17 protein-coding genes and 1 other annotated feature are annotated in these 18078 nt (G+C 42.9%); all 17 genes read right to left on the reverse strand.

Features of this window, described 5'->3' with window-relative positions; genetic code table 11:
* Positions 1 to 122: 122 nt before the first annotated feature.
* The 17 genes from pyrE to O2S85_RS10765 all read right to left on the reverse strand — a co-directional run bounded on the left by pyrE (position 123) and on the right by O2S85_RS10765 (position 18074).
* Positions 123 to 737 carry an orotate phosphoribosyltransferase gene (pyrE, locus tag O2S85_RS10685; RefSeq protein WP_269409327.1) on the reverse strand — a complete coding sequence of 205 codons (615 nt, stop codon included), beginning with the start codon at positions 735 to 737 and terminating at the stop codon, positions 123 to 125.
* Positions 721 to 1431, reverse strand: coding sequence for an orotidine-5'-phosphate decarboxylase (pyrF, locus tag O2S85_RS10690; RefSeq protein ID WP_269409328.1), 711 nt, complete (start codon positions 1429 to 1431; stop codon positions 721 to 723). The genes pyrE and pyrF overlap by 17 nt, the downstream gene beginning before the upstream one ends.
* Positions 1428 to 2342 (reverse strand): dihydroorotate dehydrogenase, encoded by a 915-nt coding sequence (locus O2S85_RS10695; RefSeq protein ID WP_269409329.1) that lies wholly within the window; start codon positions 2340 to 2342, stop codon positions 1428 to 1430. The genes pyrF and O2S85_RS10695 overlap by 4 nt, the downstream gene beginning before the upstream one ends.
* On the reverse strand, positions 2339 to 3088 hold the full coding sequence (locus O2S85_RS10700; protein WP_269409330.1) for a dihydroorotate dehydrogenase electron transfer subunit: 750 nt from the start codon (positions 3086 to 3088) through the stop codon (positions 2339 to 2341). The genes O2S85_RS10695 and O2S85_RS10700 overlap by 4 nt, the downstream gene beginning before the upstream one ends.
* Complete coding sequence (gene carB, locus O2S85_RS10705) at positions 3085 to 6285, reverse strand: carbamoyl-phosphate synthase large subunit (protein ID WP_269409331.1); 3201 nt, start codon at positions 6283 to 6285, stop codon at positions 3085 to 3087. The genes O2S85_RS10700 and carB overlap by 4 nt, the downstream gene beginning before the upstream one ends.
* A complete protein-coding gene (locus tag O2S85_RS10710) occupies positions 6278 to 7381 on the reverse strand; it encodes a carbamoyl phosphate synthase small subunit (protein WP_269409332.1) in 1104 nt (367 codons plus the stop codon). The genes carB and O2S85_RS10710 overlap by 8 nt, the downstream gene beginning before the upstream one ends.
* A complete protein-coding gene (gene pyrC / locus O2S85_RS10715) occupies positions 7350 to 8654 on the reverse strand; it encodes a dihydroorotase (RefSeq protein ID WP_269409333.1) in 1305 nt (434 codons plus the stop codon). The genes O2S85_RS10710 and pyrC overlap by 32 nt, the downstream gene beginning before the upstream one ends.
* The gene (locus O2S85_RS10720; RefSeq protein WP_269409334.1) at positions 8614 to 9543 is read right to left on the reverse strand and encodes an aspartate carbamoyltransferase catalytic subunit; all 930 of its coding nucleotides are present in this window, start codon (positions 9541 to 9543) and stop codon (positions 8614 to 8616) included. The genes pyrC and O2S85_RS10720 overlap by 41 nt, the downstream gene beginning before the upstream one ends.
* 261 nt (positions 9544 to 9804) lie before the next feature.
* Positions 9805 to 10347 (reverse strand): bifunctional pyr operon transcriptional regulator/uracil phosphoribosyltransferase PyrR, encoded by a 543-nt coding sequence (pyrR, locus tag O2S85_RS10725; RefSeq protein ID WP_269409335.1) that lies wholly within the window; start codon positions 10345 to 10347, stop codon positions 9805 to 9807.
* 209 nt (positions 10348 to 10556) lie between these two features.
* Positions 10557 to 11468 carry an RluA family pseudouridine synthase gene (locus O2S85_RS10730; RefSeq protein ID WP_269409336.1) on the reverse strand — a complete coding sequence of 304 codons (912 nt, stop codon included), beginning with the start codon at positions 11466 to 11468 and terminating at the stop codon, positions 10557 to 10559.
* Positions 11465 to 11935: a signal peptidase II gene (gene lspA / locus O2S85_RS10735; protein WP_269409337.1), complete on the reverse strand. Its 471-nt coding sequence runs from the start codon at positions 11933 to 11935 to the stop codon at positions 11465 to 11467. The genes O2S85_RS10730 and lspA overlap by 4 nt, the downstream gene beginning before the upstream one ends.
* Positions 11936 to 12188: 253 nt before the next feature.
* A complete protein-coding gene (ileS, locus tag O2S85_RS10740) occupies positions 12189 to 14951 on the reverse strand; it encodes an isoleucine--tRNA ligase (protein WP_269409338.1) in 2763 nt (920 codons plus the stop codon).
* A gap of 83 nt (positions 14952 to 15034) precedes the next feature.
* Positions 15035 to 15261 (reverse strand) — a binding site (T-box leader).
* Between the two features lie 50 nt (positions 15262 to 15311).
* Positions 15312 to 15815, reverse strand: coding sequence for a DivIVA domain-containing protein (locus O2S85_RS10745; protein ID WP_269409339.1), 504 nt, complete (start codon positions 15813 to 15815; stop codon positions 15312 to 15314).
* Positions 15816 to 15899: 84 nt separating this feature from the next.
* A complete protein-coding gene (locus tag O2S85_RS10750) occupies positions 15900 to 16673 on the reverse strand; it encodes a YlmH family RNA-binding protein (RefSeq protein WP_269409340.1) in 774 nt (257 codons plus the stop codon).
* A gap of 12 nt (positions 16674 to 16685) precedes the next feature.
* On the reverse strand, positions 16686 to 16952 hold the full coding sequence (locus tag O2S85_RS10755) for a YggT family protein (protein ID WP_269409341.1): 267 nt from the start codon (positions 16950 to 16952) through the stop codon (positions 16686 to 16688).
* A 6-nt stretch (positions 16953 to 16958) separates the two neighbouring features.
* Entirely contained in the window at positions 16959 to 17384 is a 426-nt protein-coding gene (locus O2S85_RS10760) for a cell division protein SepF (RefSeq protein ID WP_269409342.1), read from the reverse strand.
* An 18-nt stretch (positions 17385 to 17402) separates the two neighbouring features.
* Positions 17403 to 18074 (reverse strand): YggS family pyridoxal phosphate-dependent enzyme, encoded by a 672-nt coding sequence (locus O2S85_RS10765; protein WP_269409343.1) that lies wholly within the window; start codon positions 18072 to 18074, stop codon positions 17403 to 17405.
* Positions 18075 to 18078 lie beyond the last annotated feature (4 nt).

Genomic DNA, 18078 nt, shown 5'->3' on the forward strand with positions numbered 1-18078 from the left:
ATCAATGGGGGTTTTCTTTATCCCCCATTGATTGTTAGTCCCGTTCTACCGTGCTAATCTTGAGCCTTCGCGTAGATAAAGCGACACTACGAACCCGATTGGATCCTGCGAACAGCCTTTATTTACAACGTATGCCGCCATGCTTTGAGCGCCTGGTATTGGTCGTTGTCGATTGTTTGGTTATCCATAAGTAATTGCAACAACTCATCGTAGTTTGTAAGGGTCTCATAAGGCAAATCCGCTTCTTTAAATTGCGTGACCAACTTCTCCAGCCCGTAAGAAAAAATAGCCAGGACTCCTAATACAATTGCCCCGTTGTTTTCGAGTGCCTTTGCTGCTTGTAATGATGAGCCCCCGGTAGATAATAAATCTTCTATGACAATTACTCTTGCCCCTTTTTCAAATGTCCCTTCTATTTGATTTCCCTTGCCATGTGCTTTTGGCTTGGATCGAACATAAACCATCGGCAAATCAAGCTTTTCGGCAACCCAGGCAGCATGTGGAATCCCTGCAGTTGCACAGCCGGCAATCACATCCGGTTTCTCGGGCATTTGTTCGATCAATTGTACAAAGCCCTTAGCAATTCTATTTCTGACTGCCGGGTGGGACATGGTCAGACGATTATCACAATAGATCGGTGCCTTGATGCCTGAAGTCCAGGTGAAATAATGTTCTGGACGAATTTGTACTGCTTTTATTGCCAATAAATCCTGGGCTATTTCATGACTTAACTTCATTGTTCCACTCCTTTAATACGTTGATATAAGCTTGTTTTGGTTGCTGGGCATTGGTTATTGCCCGGCCAACTACAAGTATATCTGCACCATGTTCACGGGCAAATGAAGGTGTGGCGACCCGCTTCTGGTCGTTCGTGTTTGATTCTTGCAAACGGATACCAGGGGTTACGGTAAGAAAATCCAATCCACACACTGTTTTCAGCTGGCTTGCCTCATGAACCGAACAAACCACACCATCCGCTCCATTTTGTTTAGCGATAGCAGCCAAATGTACGACGTTGTCTTGCATGCTTCCGGAAATCCTTAATTCTTCATTCATCACTGTTTCTTCCATGGAAGTCAACATCGTCACCGCTAGCAATTTGGTATGATTATTGGAACTTGCCAACAGCCCTTCTTTTGCGGCTTGAATCATCGCCCCGCCACCAAGGGCATGAACGTTTACCAAATCCACATCCAACTTCGTCAAATTTTGCATCGCTTTTTTCACTGTTGTCGGAATATCATGCAACTTTAAATCAAGAAAGATGGCATGATTGTCCTTTTTCAGTTGTTCAATAATATAGGGTCCTTCCCGATAAAATAACTCCATGCCAACTTTCACCGGTACCCCATTAAGATTATGTCGATCGATGAAAGCTTTTGCCTCCATCCATGTGGGAAAATCCAGTGCCAGATAAATATTATTATTCACGCGCCATGCCCCTTTCCGATCGCATCCGTTACCTTTGTAAATCCATATGTTGTTAATATATCTGGCAGCGCATCAATGATTTCCGCACAAATATATGGATTTTGAAAATTAGCTGTACCAATCGCCACTGCACTGGCACCAGCCAATAAAAATTCCAATACATCCTTAGCATTGCCAATCCCACCCATACCAATAATCGGAATGGAGACATGTTGTTTCACTTCATAAATCATTCGAATCGCAATTGGTTTGATAGCCGGACCAGAAAGCCCGCCTGTTTGGTTGGCTAGTAGTGGTTGCTTGTTTCCCAAATCGATGGTCATCCCTGTTAGTGTATTGATCATGGACAAACCGTCTGCCCCTGCTTGTTCTACCGCTTTAGCCATGGCAACAATATCTGAAACATTAGGGGAAAGCTTTACATATACAGGATGATTGCTAACCTTTTTCACCGCTTTTGTAACCATTGCCGCCAGTTCCGGATCAGTACCAAATTGGATCCCTCCAGCTTTGACATTGGGACAGGAAATATTTAATTCCAGCGCCTGTATCGCAGTTGTTTTGTTAAAGGCTTTGGCGACAGTTACATACTCTTCCAATGAGCTGCCGGCTATATTCGCGATAACAGGAATGTCATAAGAAGCCAGGTTTGGAACCTCGGAGGCAATAATTTGTTCCACACCCGGATTTTGCAGACCAATGGCATTGAGCATACCAGCAGTTGTTTCGGCTACACGTGGTGTTGGATTGCCAAAACGAGCCTCCTGCGTTGCTGCCTTCATGATCACCGCTCCGAGTTGACTTAAATCATAAAATGCACCGTATTCCCGGCCAAAACCAAAACAGCCTGAAGCTGGCATAATCGGGTTTTTCAATGTCAACCCTGGCAAATGAACCGTTAAATTTGTCATAAGATCACCTCACTTGCTGCAAATACGGGACCATCCTGACAAATTTTCTTGTAACCAGATTCCGTTTTTGCTGGAATCACACAGGCGAAGCAGGCACCGACACCACAACCCATTCGTTCTTCCAGCGAAATATATCCGCGCTTTTCACTTAATTCCACTGTTACGGCTTGCAGCATGGGCAATGGTCCACAAGAAAAATAATCGTCAAACGATCCGATCTGATCCAACACATCAGTTACCATTCCCTTATAACCATAGCTGCCATCATTTGTCACAATCCATGCTTCACCAATTTCCCGAAACTTGTCTTCATAAAACACTTGGTCATGTGATTGGAAACCGAGGACCGCTTTGACATCAATACCTTGCTTATTTAGTTCTTTCCCGAGATTGTATAGTGGAGGGATACCTATTCCTCCACCCACCAGTAATGCGGTTCCCATATCCGAATCATAGCTAAATCCGTTACCATTAGGGCCTAATGCATCGATGATTGTCTCTGGTTTGCAGGTAGCCAGTTGCTGTGTACCTGCACCAAGTTTTTTGAATAAAATGGTGACGGTTCCTTGATTAGGATCTGTCGCGGCGATCGAGATTGGCCGACGTAATGTATGTCCGTCAACCAGGATGTGTAAAAACTGTCCCGGTTTCGCTGTTGACGCCGCTAATTGATGTTTTAATACCATTTCAACTATATCCAAGGCAATTTCCTTTACAGATACTACCATCATTTGTAGCCGTTTCATCCCGACACCACCTGTTTTTCCACCAATGGCTGCGCTGAAAATGTGGTTGCATCAATCACATTTACTATGGCGGTTGCTGTATCCAGGCTTGTTAAGCAGGCAATGCCGTGTTCTACCGCTTTCCGGCGAATCCAAAAACCATCTGAACGTGGTTTTGTTCCGGATGTTAACGTATTGACAACCAATTGCACCGTACCTTGTTCGATTATCGATAGAACGTTTGGTTCATCGGTAGCAACTTTTCCTACCTCAACTACTGGAATGTTTCGTTGTCTGATGAAATTAGCGGTTCCGGTTGTTGCATATAGTTGAAAGCCCAACTGATGGAAACGGGTGGCAATCTCAAGTGCCTCTTGTTTATCCTTATCGGCAACAGTTAACAATACAGCACCTTCTTGTGGAACCGTTAAACCGGAAGCGACAAGTCCTTTGTATAAAGCCTTTTCCAATGTTTGATCATGACCAATGGCTTCCCCGGTAGATTTCATCTCAGGTCCAAGCGTCGTATCAACACTACGCAATTTTGCAAAAGAGAAAACCGGTACTTTCACGGATGCCATATCAGATTCCGGTAACAATCCTGTATGGTAACCCATGCCTGCAAGTGTTTCTCCCAATATACATCTGGTTGCCAGATTTGCCATGGTAACGCCGGTGATTTTGTTCAGGAAAGGAATCGTTCTGCTTGCCCTTGGGTTAACCTCAAGGACGTACACATCTTCATTTTGAATAATGAATTGGATATTGATCAGTCCTTTTACCTTTAAAGCACGAGCAATTTTTATCGTCTGTTCCATACATTTCTTTTTCACCACTTGACTTAGTCGTTGTGGCGGATATACGGCGATAGAGTCTCCGGAGTGGACACCGGCGCGTTCGATATGTTCCATCATCCCCGGAACAATAACAGTTTCGCCGTCACATATTGCATCGACTTCCACTTCGATACCCGTAATATATTGATCAATTAAAATTGGGTGCTCATTTGACTTATTCGCTACTTTACCCAGATACGCTCGCAATTCTTCTTCATTATGGACGATTTCCATCCGGCTGCCACCAATCACATAGGACGGTCGTACCAGGACAGGATAGCCAATGGTTTGGGCAGCGATCAATGCTTGTTCTGGTTTTAGTACCGATTTTCCATTCGGCCTTTGGATATGCAGTTCCTCTAGTAATTGTTCAAATTTATCCCGATCTTCCGCCTGGTCAATGGCGTGCCTGCTTGTTCCCAGAATGGTTACCCCTCGCCGTTGTAATCCCGCTGTCAGATTAATTGCTGTCTGGCCACCGAATTGAACGATAACCCCTTCAGGCTGTTCCAATTCGATGACATGCATAACGTCTTCCAATGTCAGTGGTTCGAAATATAGCTTATCAGAAATACTGAAATCGGTTGATACCGTTTCAGGATTATTGTTCATAATAATTGCTTCATAGCCCATTTCCTTGATCGCCAGCACGGAATGAACAGTCGCATAATCAAACTCAATTCCTTGCCCAATGCGAATGGGACCTGATCCAAGGACGAGTATTTTTTTCCGTCCAGATGCTACCGATTCATTCTCGTCATCATAGGTGCTGTAAAAGTATGGTGTTGCAGATGCGAATTCGGCTGCACACGTATCAACCATTTTGTAGGCGGGACGAATTGTGTGCTGCATGCGAAATTGATACACCTCGTCAACCGATGTACCCCATAATCTGGCAATATGCATATCAGAAAATCCTGCCTGCTTTGCTTTCGTTAAGATCATTTGCGAAAACGGCTGTTGTTTTAAATCATCTTCCATATGAATCAAGTTCTTCAGTTTCATTAGGAAATACTTATCAATAGTTGTTAAGCTGAAAATCTCGTCAACCGTCATACCCCGGCGAAATGCTTCGGCAATAACGAACAAGCGCTCATCGTCTGGCTTGGCAAGTTTTTGTTGAAGCTCTTGTGTTGATAAATCTGCCAGGCTCCCCAGCCAAAATTCTTCCGTTCCGATATCCAGTGAGCGGATCCCTTTTAACAAAGATTCGGTAAAACTTCGCCCAATCGACATCACCTCACCTGTTGCCTTCATTTGCGTCCCAAGGAGTCTGTCACCATCGACAAATTTATCAAATGGTAACCTTGGTATCTTGGTAACAACATAATCAAGTGCAGGTTCAAAACAAGCATAGGTGTTACCCGTGATTGGGTTGATGATTTCATCCAATGTTAATCCGACAGCAATTTTTGCAGCTATTTTGGCAATTGGATAACCGGTTGCCTTTGATGCCAAAGCTGACGAACGACTGACACGCGGATTCACTTCAATGATGTAATATTGAAAGCTATCTGGATCAAGGGCAAGCTGGACATTACATCCGCCTTCGATACCGAGTGCGCGGATAATTTTTAACGATGCATTCCGCATGAGCTGACAATCCCGATCACTTAATGTTTGTGACGGAGCAACAACGATTGAGTCTCCCGTATGAATACCAACTGGATCAACGTTTTCCATGTTGCATACCACAATCGCCTGATCTTGTTTGTCCCGCACGACTTCATATTCTATCTCTTTAAACCCGGCGATATTTTTTTCAATCAAACATTGATTAACCGGAGAAAGTGCCAGACCATTTTGGGTAATCTCTTTCAATTCGTCCAAGGTTTTGCATATGCCCCCGCCAGTGCCCCCTAATGTATAGGCTGGGCGTACAATAACCGGAAAGCCAATTTCTTCGCTAAAGCTGCAAGCCTGTTCCACCGTATGCACAATTTGGCTATCTGGAACCGGTTCATTCAGCTCTTGCATCAACGTCCGGAATTTTTCCCGATCCTCAGCCTGTTGAATAGCCTCCAATGACGTACCAAGCAATTGCACATGAAATTCGTCCAGAATCCCGGTCGCCTCCAGCCCAACAGCCAAATTCAAACCAGTTTGCCCGCCCAACGTTGGCAATATTGCATCAGGTCGTTCTTTCCGGATAATTTTACTCAAAAATTCGATGGTTAATGGTTCCATGTACACTTTATCCGCTACGGTGTGATCCGTCATAATGGTTGCTGGATTCGAGTTGGCTAAAATGACTGTGTAGCCTTCCTCTTTTAATGCCTGGCAGCCTTGCGTTCCGGAATAATCAAATTCAGCGGCCTGTCCAATCACAATGGGGCCAGACCCAATGACGAGTATTTTTTCGATTGCTGTATTTTTAGGCATATGTTTGTTCCCCTTTCCCGGCTTCCTTCGTATCGTCGATCATTTGCAAAAATGCATCAAACAACGGATTGGCATCATTCGGACCTGGAGCACCTTCAGGATAATATTGAACAGAAAATGCTGGATACACTGTATGTTTGATTCCTTCCACACTATGATCATTTAGGGCTATTTGCGTTAAAGCAAGATTGGTCCTGCCCAATGACTCATGGGTAACATCATAGCTATGGTGCTGACCGGTCATATACGTCCTCCCTGTTTCCAGATCTTTTACCGGGTGATTGGTGCCATGATGACCAAATTTCATTTTTTCTGTATTGGCGCCACATGCCAGGGCAAATAGTTGATGGCCCAGGCCAATACCAAATAAAGGCAGCTGACCCAACACATCTTGCACCATTTCCATGACTTCCGGAATAGCCTTTGGATCTCCAGGACCGTTTGACAACAGAATGCCATCCGGTTTTAGTTGTAAAATATCCTTTGCCCGATAGTTATACGGCACCACGGTTACATGATTATCCCGCTTGGTAAGTTCCCGTAAAACACCATGTTTCATACCAAAATCTACTAACACAATGCGCCTTCCCCTGCCAGGGACAACATATGGTTTTACTATAGATATTTGACTAACCAGATTTGTTGGCATGGGCGTTTGCCTTAATTGGCTTACCAGTGTTTCAACAGGCTCAGAAACAGGGGCAATGCAACCTTTCACTGTACCATGCTGGCGAATCGTTTTGGTTAACTTTCTTGTATCAATCCCCGCGATTCCCGGAATATTGTATCGTTTTAAAAAATCATTTAAGGTTTCTTCACTGCGAAAATTGGACGGATATTCCTCATATGCTTTTGTGATAACCCCGTGAACACTTGGGGCAGTTGACTCCATATCGTCCCGATTCATACCGTAATTTCCAATGGATGGGTTCGTCATGACAACGATCTGACCAGAAGCAGAAGGATCAGAAATAACTTCCTGATATCCAGTCATTCCGGTATGAAAAACAATCTCACCCATTGTCATCGTTTCACTGCCAAATCCTTCACCGATAAATACCGAACTATCTTCCAGTACCAGTTGACGTTTCAACATGATCATCCTCCTTGTAAGCAATCTTTCCTGCTGCTATCGTCATTACTGGCAGACCTGTAACATGCCAACCATGAAACGGCGTATTTTTTCCTTGTGAATAAAAGTGATTCCTATTAATCTGTCGTTCTGCATCCAAATCTACTAATGTCAGGTCAGCAATTCTGCCTGCTTCCAGTCGTCCATAAGGCAGTCCAAATGTTTGGGCAGGTTTGAAAGTTAGCCAGTCGACTAATTGAGATAAGGTGCATTTTTGCGTCTTCACAAGTTTGGAATATAACAATGAAAAAGCTGTTTCCAGACCAACAATTCCAAACGGTGCTTGCAAAAATCCGTTAGCCTTCTCATCGGCAGCATGCGGCGCGTGGTCTGTGGCGATTAAATCAATTGTGCCATCCAGTAAACCATCGATTAATGCCTGCTGATCCTCCTTTGACCTTAATGGTGGATTCATTTTAAAATTAGCATCATTTGCTGGTATATCTGTTTCATTTAAAAGCAAGTGATGTGGTGTTACTTCCGCTGTAACAGGAATGCTTGCCTTTTTTGCATCCCGGATCACACGCACTGATTCTTTCGTACTGACGTGACAAACATGATAATGACAACCAGTAGTCTCTGCCAATAATACATCGCGGGCAATTTGTACGGACTCACTTAATGATGGGATGCCAGGTAACTGCAGGCGTTCACTGACCTCACCATCGTGAACAACGCCCTGATAGACGAGTGAGTTATCTTCACAATGAGCTACAATCGGCTTTCCACAGGCAGCAGCTTCCCGCATGGCCCGAAGCATTTGATCAGCCGTTTGAATACCAACCCCATCGTCGGTGAAAGCAAAAGTACCCAGTTCGGCTAACTCATTGATCGGTGTTAATATGTCACCCTTTAACCCCTTCGTAATCGCGGCATATGGCAATACGCGGATGACGGCATCTTGTTCGATTTTTTCCTGAAGCTGGTTGAATGTTTCCAGATTATCAGGTACTGGTTTCGTATTCGGCATGGCACAGACCGTTGTAAAACCACCCCTGGCAGCTGCCATTGTTCCGGTTTCGATCGTTTCTTTATGCTCCCCGCCTGGTTCGCGCAAATGGACGTGGACATCGATAAATCCCGGAAGAAGCAAACGCCCCTTACAATCGATGATTTGCTCCGGTTCACTGGTGATTTCCTGTTTAATTTCGGCGATTTTTCCATAATCAATCAGCACTTCGCAATCAACCAATTCATTAGTAGGCAGCAGCCTTTTTGCATGTTTTAGTAAAATCATGAATAAGCCCCCGTTCTGCTGAAATATTTTTAATTATTGCCATGCGGACATACATGCCATTTTCCATTTGTTGAAAGATGCGAGATCGCTGACACTCTACTAAACTTGTATCAATCTCCACCCCTCGATTAACCGGAGCTGGATGCATCACAATGGCATGCTTTTTCATTTGCTGTTCCCGTTCAACTGTCAAGCCATACTTGTCAAGATATATATCTTTATCTTCTGTATACACCGACTGATGTCGTTCATGTTGAATGCGCAGTAGCATCATGACATCACATATATCTACTGCTTCATCCATCGGGATATATGGAATGTCACGTATTATATCCACAAACTCCGGTGCACCGGAAAAATAGACGTTGGCGCCTAAACGTTTCAGTGCCCGAGCATTGGAGTGGGCAACTCGGCTATGTTTAATATCACCGGCAATCACGACATCCAGACCGGTAAACGTGCCATATTCCTGATAGATTGTCATTAGGTCCAGCATACATTGGGTTGGATGTTCGCCTTGTCCTGCCCCGGCATTTACAATGGGAATCTTGATATTTTGCAGGAGGTCATCATACCATGTGTCATCCTGATGTCGAATAAACAGCATATCTGCCCCGATTGCCTCGTAAGTTTTTGCTGTATCATACAATGTTTCCCCTTTACGAACGCTTGCCATATCACTGTGAAAATCCAACACATCCATTCCCAATTTTTTCTGGGCAATGATAAAGCTCATTTTTGTTCTCGTACTTGGTTCAAAAAATAAATTTGCCGCAAACAGTTGGCGATGCAAATGTTGGGATGCTCCCTGCCGTAAATCTTCAGCCATTTCAATAATGGAAAATATCTCCTCCGTCGATAATTGGTTTACCGAAATAAAATGTTGCAATTTGGATCTCCTCCTTTGTTTTGATCATCATTTGAATTGATCGCGCGCCTGGCAACAATTCCCCGCTTTTTGAATATAAAAAAACACCTCTTTGCGTAAGATCGCAAAGAGGTGCGGTAGTAGTGGGCAAGTGGTCAGGAGTTAGAGGTTGGATCTGTCATTTGAAGGACACTCCTTTCTCTAATACCCCTGTAACCTGTCACATACACGTTTCTTTTCGACCTTACAAATCTCTCTGGATTCACTTAAAGGTCCTGCTATTTATTTTTCAAAAATCGATACTTGTTCGATATCATCAGTTTCGCCGAGTTCGACAACAATGATTTCCTTGTCTGATGTTGGGATGTTTTTACCGACGTAATCAGCACGGATTGGCAGTTCTCTGTGACCGCGGTCAACGAGGACAGCCAATTGAATATTGGATGGTCTACCCAAGTCCATCACTGCATCCATTGCAGCTCTTACTGTTCGACCGGTAAACAACACGTCATCAATCAAGATCACATGTTTGCCGGTCAGATCAACTTCAATATTCGTGTTTTTTAGTTCTGGTTCATCATTTTTCACTGCTTTCTCCAAATCATCCCGGTAAAGCGTGATATCCAATTCACCGATTGGAACGGTAATCGATTCGATTTGTTTAATCTTTTCCTGCAACCGGTTGGCCAGAGGGGCTCCTCTCGTTTTAATACCAACCAGTACCAGATTTTCCCCACCTTTATTTTTCTCAAGGATTTCATGGGCTATCCGGGTTAATGCCCGATTGATTGCTGGCTGATCAAGCACCTCGGTTTTTTTCTTCATAACGACTCTCCTAATAAACATATCTGGCTCAAGCGTTACGTAAACTTTCGCCTTTGCTTTTCTTCAAAATTAAATCCCTATTCTCCAAGAGGAAAAAAGGGATTCGTGATGAATGGTTACATCATGACCGCTTCCTTTTTAGCCTCACAGGACTACTTTTTAAAGGTCATATTCAACTATATTTATTATTCCAAACCTGAGCATTTATGTCAACACATTTTTTCAATTTGCTTTAACAGATTTTGAAATACAGCCGGTGCTTCCACCTCAAACCGCAGCCATTCTTTTGTCTTTGGGTGGGTAAAACCCAACACGCGGGCATGAAGAGCCTGACCACCGATATCCAGTGTCTTGCGCGGACCATATTTGGGATCCCCAACAAGCGGGAAACCAATATAACGCATATGTACACGAATTTGATGGGTTCTCCCTGTTTCGAGCTGACATTCCACATGGGTAAAACGGTCGTACCTTCTTAATACCTTAAAATGGGTGACAGCAGGTTTGCCTTGTTCGACAATCCCCATTTTTTGCCGGTCTTTTGGATCACGAGCAATCGGTGCATCAATGACACCATGTTCATGGGCAATTACCCCATGTACGACTGCTTCATATTTTCGTTCCACATCTTTTGCCTGCAACTGCTCAACCAAGGAAGCGTGCGCCTGATCATTTTTGGCCACCACCAATAAACCACTGGTATCTTTATCAATCCGATGGACAATTCCTGGTCGCTCAACTCCATTAATACCGGATAAATCCTGACAATGATACAACAACGCATTAACCAATGTGCCAGTTGTATGTCCTGCCGCCGGGTGAACTACTATTCCTTTTGGCTTATTGACAACCACCACATCACGATCTTCATAGACAATGTCCAATGGTATATCTTCTGGCGTAACTGCTAATGGTTTTGTCTCCGGGATTGACCACATAACAAGATCACCAGTTTGGCATTTATAATTGGCCTTGACAATACGGTCGTTAACGGTAACCAAACCCTGATTAATCCAGGTTTGTACCTGCGACCGAGATTGTTCCGGATTTAATTCCGCTAACAACTTATCAATCCGTGTTTTATTTTGTTCGATCTGTACTTCATACTGTTGTGCGGTCATTTGGCTGTTGTCCCCTTCTTTTTCTCATCTATAAATGTAGCAATCAAAACAAGGATGACTCCAATACAAAGACAGGAGTCGGCTACATTAAAGATCGGAAAGTCATAACGAAAAATGGTAAAATCAAGAAAATCAACCACCTCTTGACGGAAAATCCGGTCAATGAAGTTACCGATTGCCCCGCCAAGAATCAGACTCAGCGACACCGCCAACAGCGGGCTATCTTTGCCAAACTTATGCAGATAGAAAATTACTCCAACAACTACTACCACAGTAATAATATAAAAGAAAATCATTTGGTCTTGTAGAATACCCCAGGCTGCACCTCTATTACGATGCGAGGTTATGTAGAAAAAATCGTTAATAATTGGAATCTGCTCGTACAATTCCATGTTTTTTACAATCAACCACTTTGTCAGCTGATCAACACCAATGACAACCAGTGCAATAAGATAATACCAATACATATCTGTTATCCTCCGCTTCGATTGTTACAAACACTTCTCCTGCATTTTACCATAAAAGATTACGCTTTGCCTGTTGGGGCTTGATTTTTTACAGGGGTTGGACTGTATTTTTCGTGATTCGGACTGTATTTCCGACTCCCGACAGTATCTCTGATTCGTACAGCATTTCCGTTGGCTTTTCGAAAACATCCGCTTAAAATGTGAAAGGCTGTCACAAAACGATAGCTTTTGTGACAGCCTCATCCAAAGCAAATTAGTTTATCTCTGCATAATGTGTCTTCACAACGTCTGCACAACGGGAACATAAATCAGGATGATCGTGGTCTTCACCAACTGTTTCCGATGCAACCCAGCAACGAGCACATTTTTCGCCAGGATGTTTTTCCACTTTTACATCCACATAACGATAATCCTTGCCACCATCCATACTTTCGGCCACATCCGCTTCAGAGACGATTAGTAGCTGATGAAGATATGGAATGTGCTCCAAGACATCTTTTGTTTTCTCGTCCTTGGCCACAATCGTTATTTTTGCTTCCAGCGATTTACCGATAACTTTTTCATTACGTGCCTCTTCCAGTGCCTTTAATACATCATCGCGCACTTTCATGAAATGATCCCATTTTTCCAAATCGGTTTCATTGGCAAATACCGTTTTTGCCTCTGGGATGTCGGTCAATTGGACATAGTCTGCCTCAGTTCCATGGATATACTCCCACACTTCCTCTGTTGTATGCGGGATTAACGGTGTCAACATTTTAACCAGGCTGGTCAAGATGTCGTAATACACCGTTTGGATGCTCCGGCGGCGAGGATGATCCGCTGCTTCGATATATAAAATATCTTTGGCAAAATCAAGATAGAATGAACTTAAGTCGACTGCACAGAAGTTATGAATGTCATGATAAATTGGCGAAAATTCAAATTTATCATAGCTTCTCCGAACACGCTTAATCAAATTCTGCAGGCGGTGCAGCATATAGCGATCGACTTCTTCCAGATCATTCTCCGCTACCCGGTCTTTAGCCGGATCAAAGTCAGCGATATTGGCCAGCATGAAACGGAATGTATTACGGATTTTTCGGTATGTTTCCGATACCTGCTTCAAGATATCATCAGAAATCCGGAAATCTGCCTGGTAGTCAACCGAGGCAACCCATAACCGCAAAATGTCGGCACCAAGCTGTTTTAATACTTTGGATGGAGCAATAGTGTTGCCAAGGGACTTACTCATCTTTCGGCCTTGCCCATCAAGGGTAAATCCATGACTGATAATATTTTCGTACGGTGCCTTGCCTGTTACTGCAACAGCTGTTGACAGTGATGAGTTGAACCAGCCGCGATACTGGTCACTGCCTTCCAAGTAGACATCTGCTGGACGACGGTGATCTTCCCGACCAAGCAAGACCGCCTCATGCGAGGAACCGGAGTCAAACCAAACGTCCATAATGTCCATCTCTTTGGTGAACGTACCATTTGGGCTATGTTCCGAAGTAAATCCTTCGGGTAATAATTCTTTGGCATCCCACTCAAACCAGATATTTGATCCATGTTCAGCAAATAGTTTCGATACATGTTCGATCGTTTCATCAGTAATAATTGGTTCCTTATCTTCACCATAAAATACCGGGATTGGCACACCCCATGTCCGTTGCCGGGAAATACACCAGTCTTCCCGATCCCGAACCATATTGTAAAGACGCGTTTCACCCCATTGCGGATACCAATTAATCCGCTTGATTTCGTCCAAAATATCCTGGCGAAAATCTTTAATCGATGCAAACCACTGTGACGTAGCCCGAAAAATGGTTGGCTTTTTCGTCCGCCAGTCATGTGGATAGGAGTGGGTAATGAAGTTTAACTTCAGTAGTGCACCAACCTCATCCAATTTCTCTGTGATTGGTTTATTGGCGGTATCATAGAACATCCCTTCGTAACCGGGGGCTTCATCTGTAAAGACACCCTTTTCATCGACTGGACATAATGCATCAATGCCATATCGTTTGGATACGTAGAAGTCGTCTTCCCCATGTCCCGGGGCGGTGTGGACGCAACCAGTACCGGCATCAACAGTCACATGATCGCCAAGCATAACGAGCGAGTCGCGATCATAAAATGGATGTTTCGTCACTATTTTATCTGCTTCTTTACCACGGAATGTTTTAACAACTTCCGGATTTCCCCAACCCAGTTCTTCTGCAACAGTAGGTAACAACTCCTCGGCAACGATAAATTTATCATCATCAACTTGTGCCACCACATAGGTGAGGTCCGGATGCAAGCTGATTCCCAGGTTGGCCGGGATGGTCCATGGCGTTGTTGTCCAGATAACGAATTTCTCGCCACCTTCCAGAAGATCCTTTCCATCCGTTACCTCAAATGCAACATAAATGGATGGGGAACGTTTATCATGATATTCGATTTCAGCTTCCGCAAGTGCTGATTCTGATGACGGAGACCAGTAAACAGGCTTCATTCCTTTATAGATATAGCCTTTTTTTGCCATTTCCCCGAACACCCGGATTTGGGCTGCTTCATAGTCCTTTGTTAATGTGATATATGGATGCTCCCAATCGCCACGAACACCTAGTTCTTTAAACTGGGAACGTTGATTATCAATTTGTTTCATCGCGTATTCGGCACATTTTTGACGAAACTCAGCGACGCTCATCTTTTTACGATTGACTTTTTTCTTTTTCGCCAGTGCTGTTTCGATTGGCAGGCCGTGTGTGTCCCATCCCGGAACATATGGGGCTTGGAACCCGGCCATTGATTTGTAGCGCGTAATAAAGTCTTTTAAAATTTTGTTCAAGGCATGACCAATGTGTAAATCACCATTGGCATATGGCGGGCCATCATGCAGTACAAATAATGGTCTTCCTTCTGTACGCTCCAAACTCTTTTCATATAGGTTGTTTTCATCCCATTCTTTCCGACGCAGCGGCTCTTTATTCGGCAAGTTCCCCCGCATCGGGAATTTGGTTTTCGGCATTAATAATGTTTCTTTGTAATCCATATCCTTTCCTCCTACAAATTAATTATATGGCTCCACATTAGGCGGTTTTTTCAAATCCAAATAAAAAAGCCTTCACATCCCAAAAAAGGGACGAGAAGACTCGCGGTACCACCCTTATAAATTTAATTCATTACAATTAAATTCACTCAGAGATTCGTAACGTGAATGAACCGTCCATATCTACTAGGCAACCGTTCGTATGGATACTCCAGAGTGATGTTCTAAAAGGATACTGTATCAGGCTTCCACCATACCCTGACTCGCTTTAACAGCTGACGATCTTTTATACTGTCTCTGTCATCGTATTAGATATATTATATGTGTACAAATTATATGCATAAATTCCTGAAACGTCAAGGATTATGAATTATTTTCTGCTAATTCGGGTTCTTCATCCATTTCCGTATCAAGCAGCCTATCCCAATCATTGGTATCAATCATGTCCAATTGCGCTTCTACCAACATTCTAAATCGTGTCCGGAAAACTTTCGCCTGTTTTTTTAATTGTTCCACATCCGCTGAAATCCGTCGTGACTTTTCCAGCGCTTCATTAATAATTCGATCGGCATTTTTTTCCGCTTCTTTAATAATCAATTTTGCTTCTTTGGATGCACTGCCTTTCACTTCTTCGGCTGTCTCCTGGGCAACGAGGATCGACTTATTCAATGTTGTTTCAATATCTGTGAAATGTCCAAGCTTTCCCTCTAGTTGTTCCACTTTTTCTTGCAAATTCTTCTTTTCCCGGATGGTCATTTCATAGTCTTTAATGACCTGATCGAGAAATTCATTGACTTCATCCTCATTATAGCCTTTCCAGCTTCTGGAGAATTCTTTATTGTGAATATCTAGTGGTGATAATGGCACAAGGCCACCTCCTAACAAAAAATATCGAACACTCATACTGCTATATTTCTACATAAATAGCGTTTTTCCTGCATGTACAGGAAATTATTTTAAAATGGCCGTTGTAATCCGCCGTTTTTCCTTTTTGGTCTGACCGTTAATAGTGACCAGTTTACTTCTTCCTTTTCCCCGCAATGATAACAGGTCCCCTTCCTGTAAAAGCAGGGCTGGATTTTCCACTGTTTTATGATTTACCTTTACCAAGCCTTTTTCAACGTAATTTGCGGCATCTTTGCGGGAAAGCTTGTATATTTCTTTTACAACCGTATCCAGTCGCAATGAAGAAACTGTACATTCTGTTTCCTTCCAATGTTTTTCTTCTCCTAAAAAAGCAGATAACGGCTGTGTTTCGAATTTCAATTTTGCTTGTCTGATACTCGTTAAATTGATTTGAACATATGATGCGATTTCCTTGGCTATCAGGATTTGTACAACGCCGTCTTTTGCATGGATATCACCCAGCTTTTTTCGTTTAACACCCAAGGATAGGAATGCCCCCATAACATCGCGATGTGTTAAAGTAATAAACTTTTTCGAGTAGGTTGTCTGCAGTAATACCAACTCAAAATCAGCCTCATCAATTGGCTCGTACATCGGAGCAATGATCATTCGTTTACGTTCGGTATATGGACCACCGCCATGTTTATGTAATCTAAGTATCTCATGCTTACCGATGAGCGTCTCCATAATATGTTGTTGCCTGGGATCCAGAAAATCAGTTAATTTTGGAATGTAGGAGTTTTCAACCTGTTCCTTCCATGCCAATACCTGGTCAATAAATTCTTGTTTATCTCTGCGAAAGTGCTGAGATATGTCCATTGTCGTTTCACCTTAAAGCAGAAGCATTCTGAACAGCTCAAATAAGCCGCTTCTTGCTAAATATAGTACAAAAATAGCAACGATTGGTGAGAAATCAATCATTCCCAGTGGCGGTATAATTTTACGGAATATTTCCAGATATGGTTCACAAATCTTGGCCATCAACACCCCAAACGATGATTCGCGTGCACCTGGAAACCAGGACATAAAAATATAAATAATTAATGCATAAGAATATATCTCAACGGCTAAATTAATAATATTTAATAATTGATACATGCTTTGCTACCATCCCTTTTCATCAACTTCATTCATAAATGCTTCGGAAATTTTTCCGGAAACATCTACATTATCTGGTGTGCAAAGAAATGTCTCTGCACCGAGCTTTTGCATGTCGCCATTGACAGCGTAAACTGTTCCGCTGAGAAAGTCAACAATGCGTTTGGCCTGATGATGATCAATCCGTTGTAAATTTATCACAACAGCCCGGCGATTGATAAGGTTATCAGCAATTTCCTGTGCCTCATTATAGGATCCGGGCTCGCATAGAACAACCTTGGAAGAAGGCTGCTGCAAGCTTTTTAGATTGACAACATTTCGTCCTTGCTCTTTTGACATACTTTCAGGCACTTCCGGTTCCTCCTGTTCCTCAACGTATTCGTATTCATCATCCATCGTGAAAAATGTTTTTATTTTATTTTTTATGCTCATATTTTCACCTCATTTATGTTATGAACCGACCAATTTGGAACCAATCCGGATATGTGTAGCTCCCTCTTCAATCGCAATTTGATAATCATTGCTCATTCCCATTGACAAGTAATGACATGGAGCATGGGGAAATTTTTGTTGTTCAATGATATCCCGTAATGCTGCCAACTGTCGGAATGTTTCTCTTAATAAATGCTCGTCATCAGTATGCGGCGCCATGGTCATCAAACCGACAATACGTATCTGATCAAAATCTTGCAGTGATCGAATAAATGACTCCACCCGATCTTTGGTTAGTCCATGTTTTGATTCTTCCTCACTGACATTCACCTGTACAAAACAATCAACCGTTTGTTTGGCGCGTTTATGAATTTCCTTTGCCAAAGAGAGCCTGTCAAGTGAATGAATGGCATCCACTTTATCAATAACGTCTTTCACTTTTCTTGATTGTAATGTACCGATAAAGTGCCAGGTTGCCTGATCTTTAAAATAATTATATTTTTCCAAAAAGCCTTCTGAACGATTTTCACCAAGATGCTTAATTCCAGCTTCAATTGTTTCCTTTGTTCGTTCTATTGTAACATATTTCGTTACGCCGATGATGTTTATGTCATCCGGATTGCGATTACTTTTCGCACAAGCTTGTCTGATATTTGCTTGAATCACTCGTAAATTTTCTGCTACGTCCATGATT

Origin of the sequence: Lentibacillus daqui (assembly GCF_027186265.1) — a bacterium.
In the GTDB taxonomy this organism is placed as follows: Bacteria; Bacillota; Bacilli; order Bacillales; family Amphibacillaceae; genus Lentibacillus_C; species Lentibacillus_C daqui.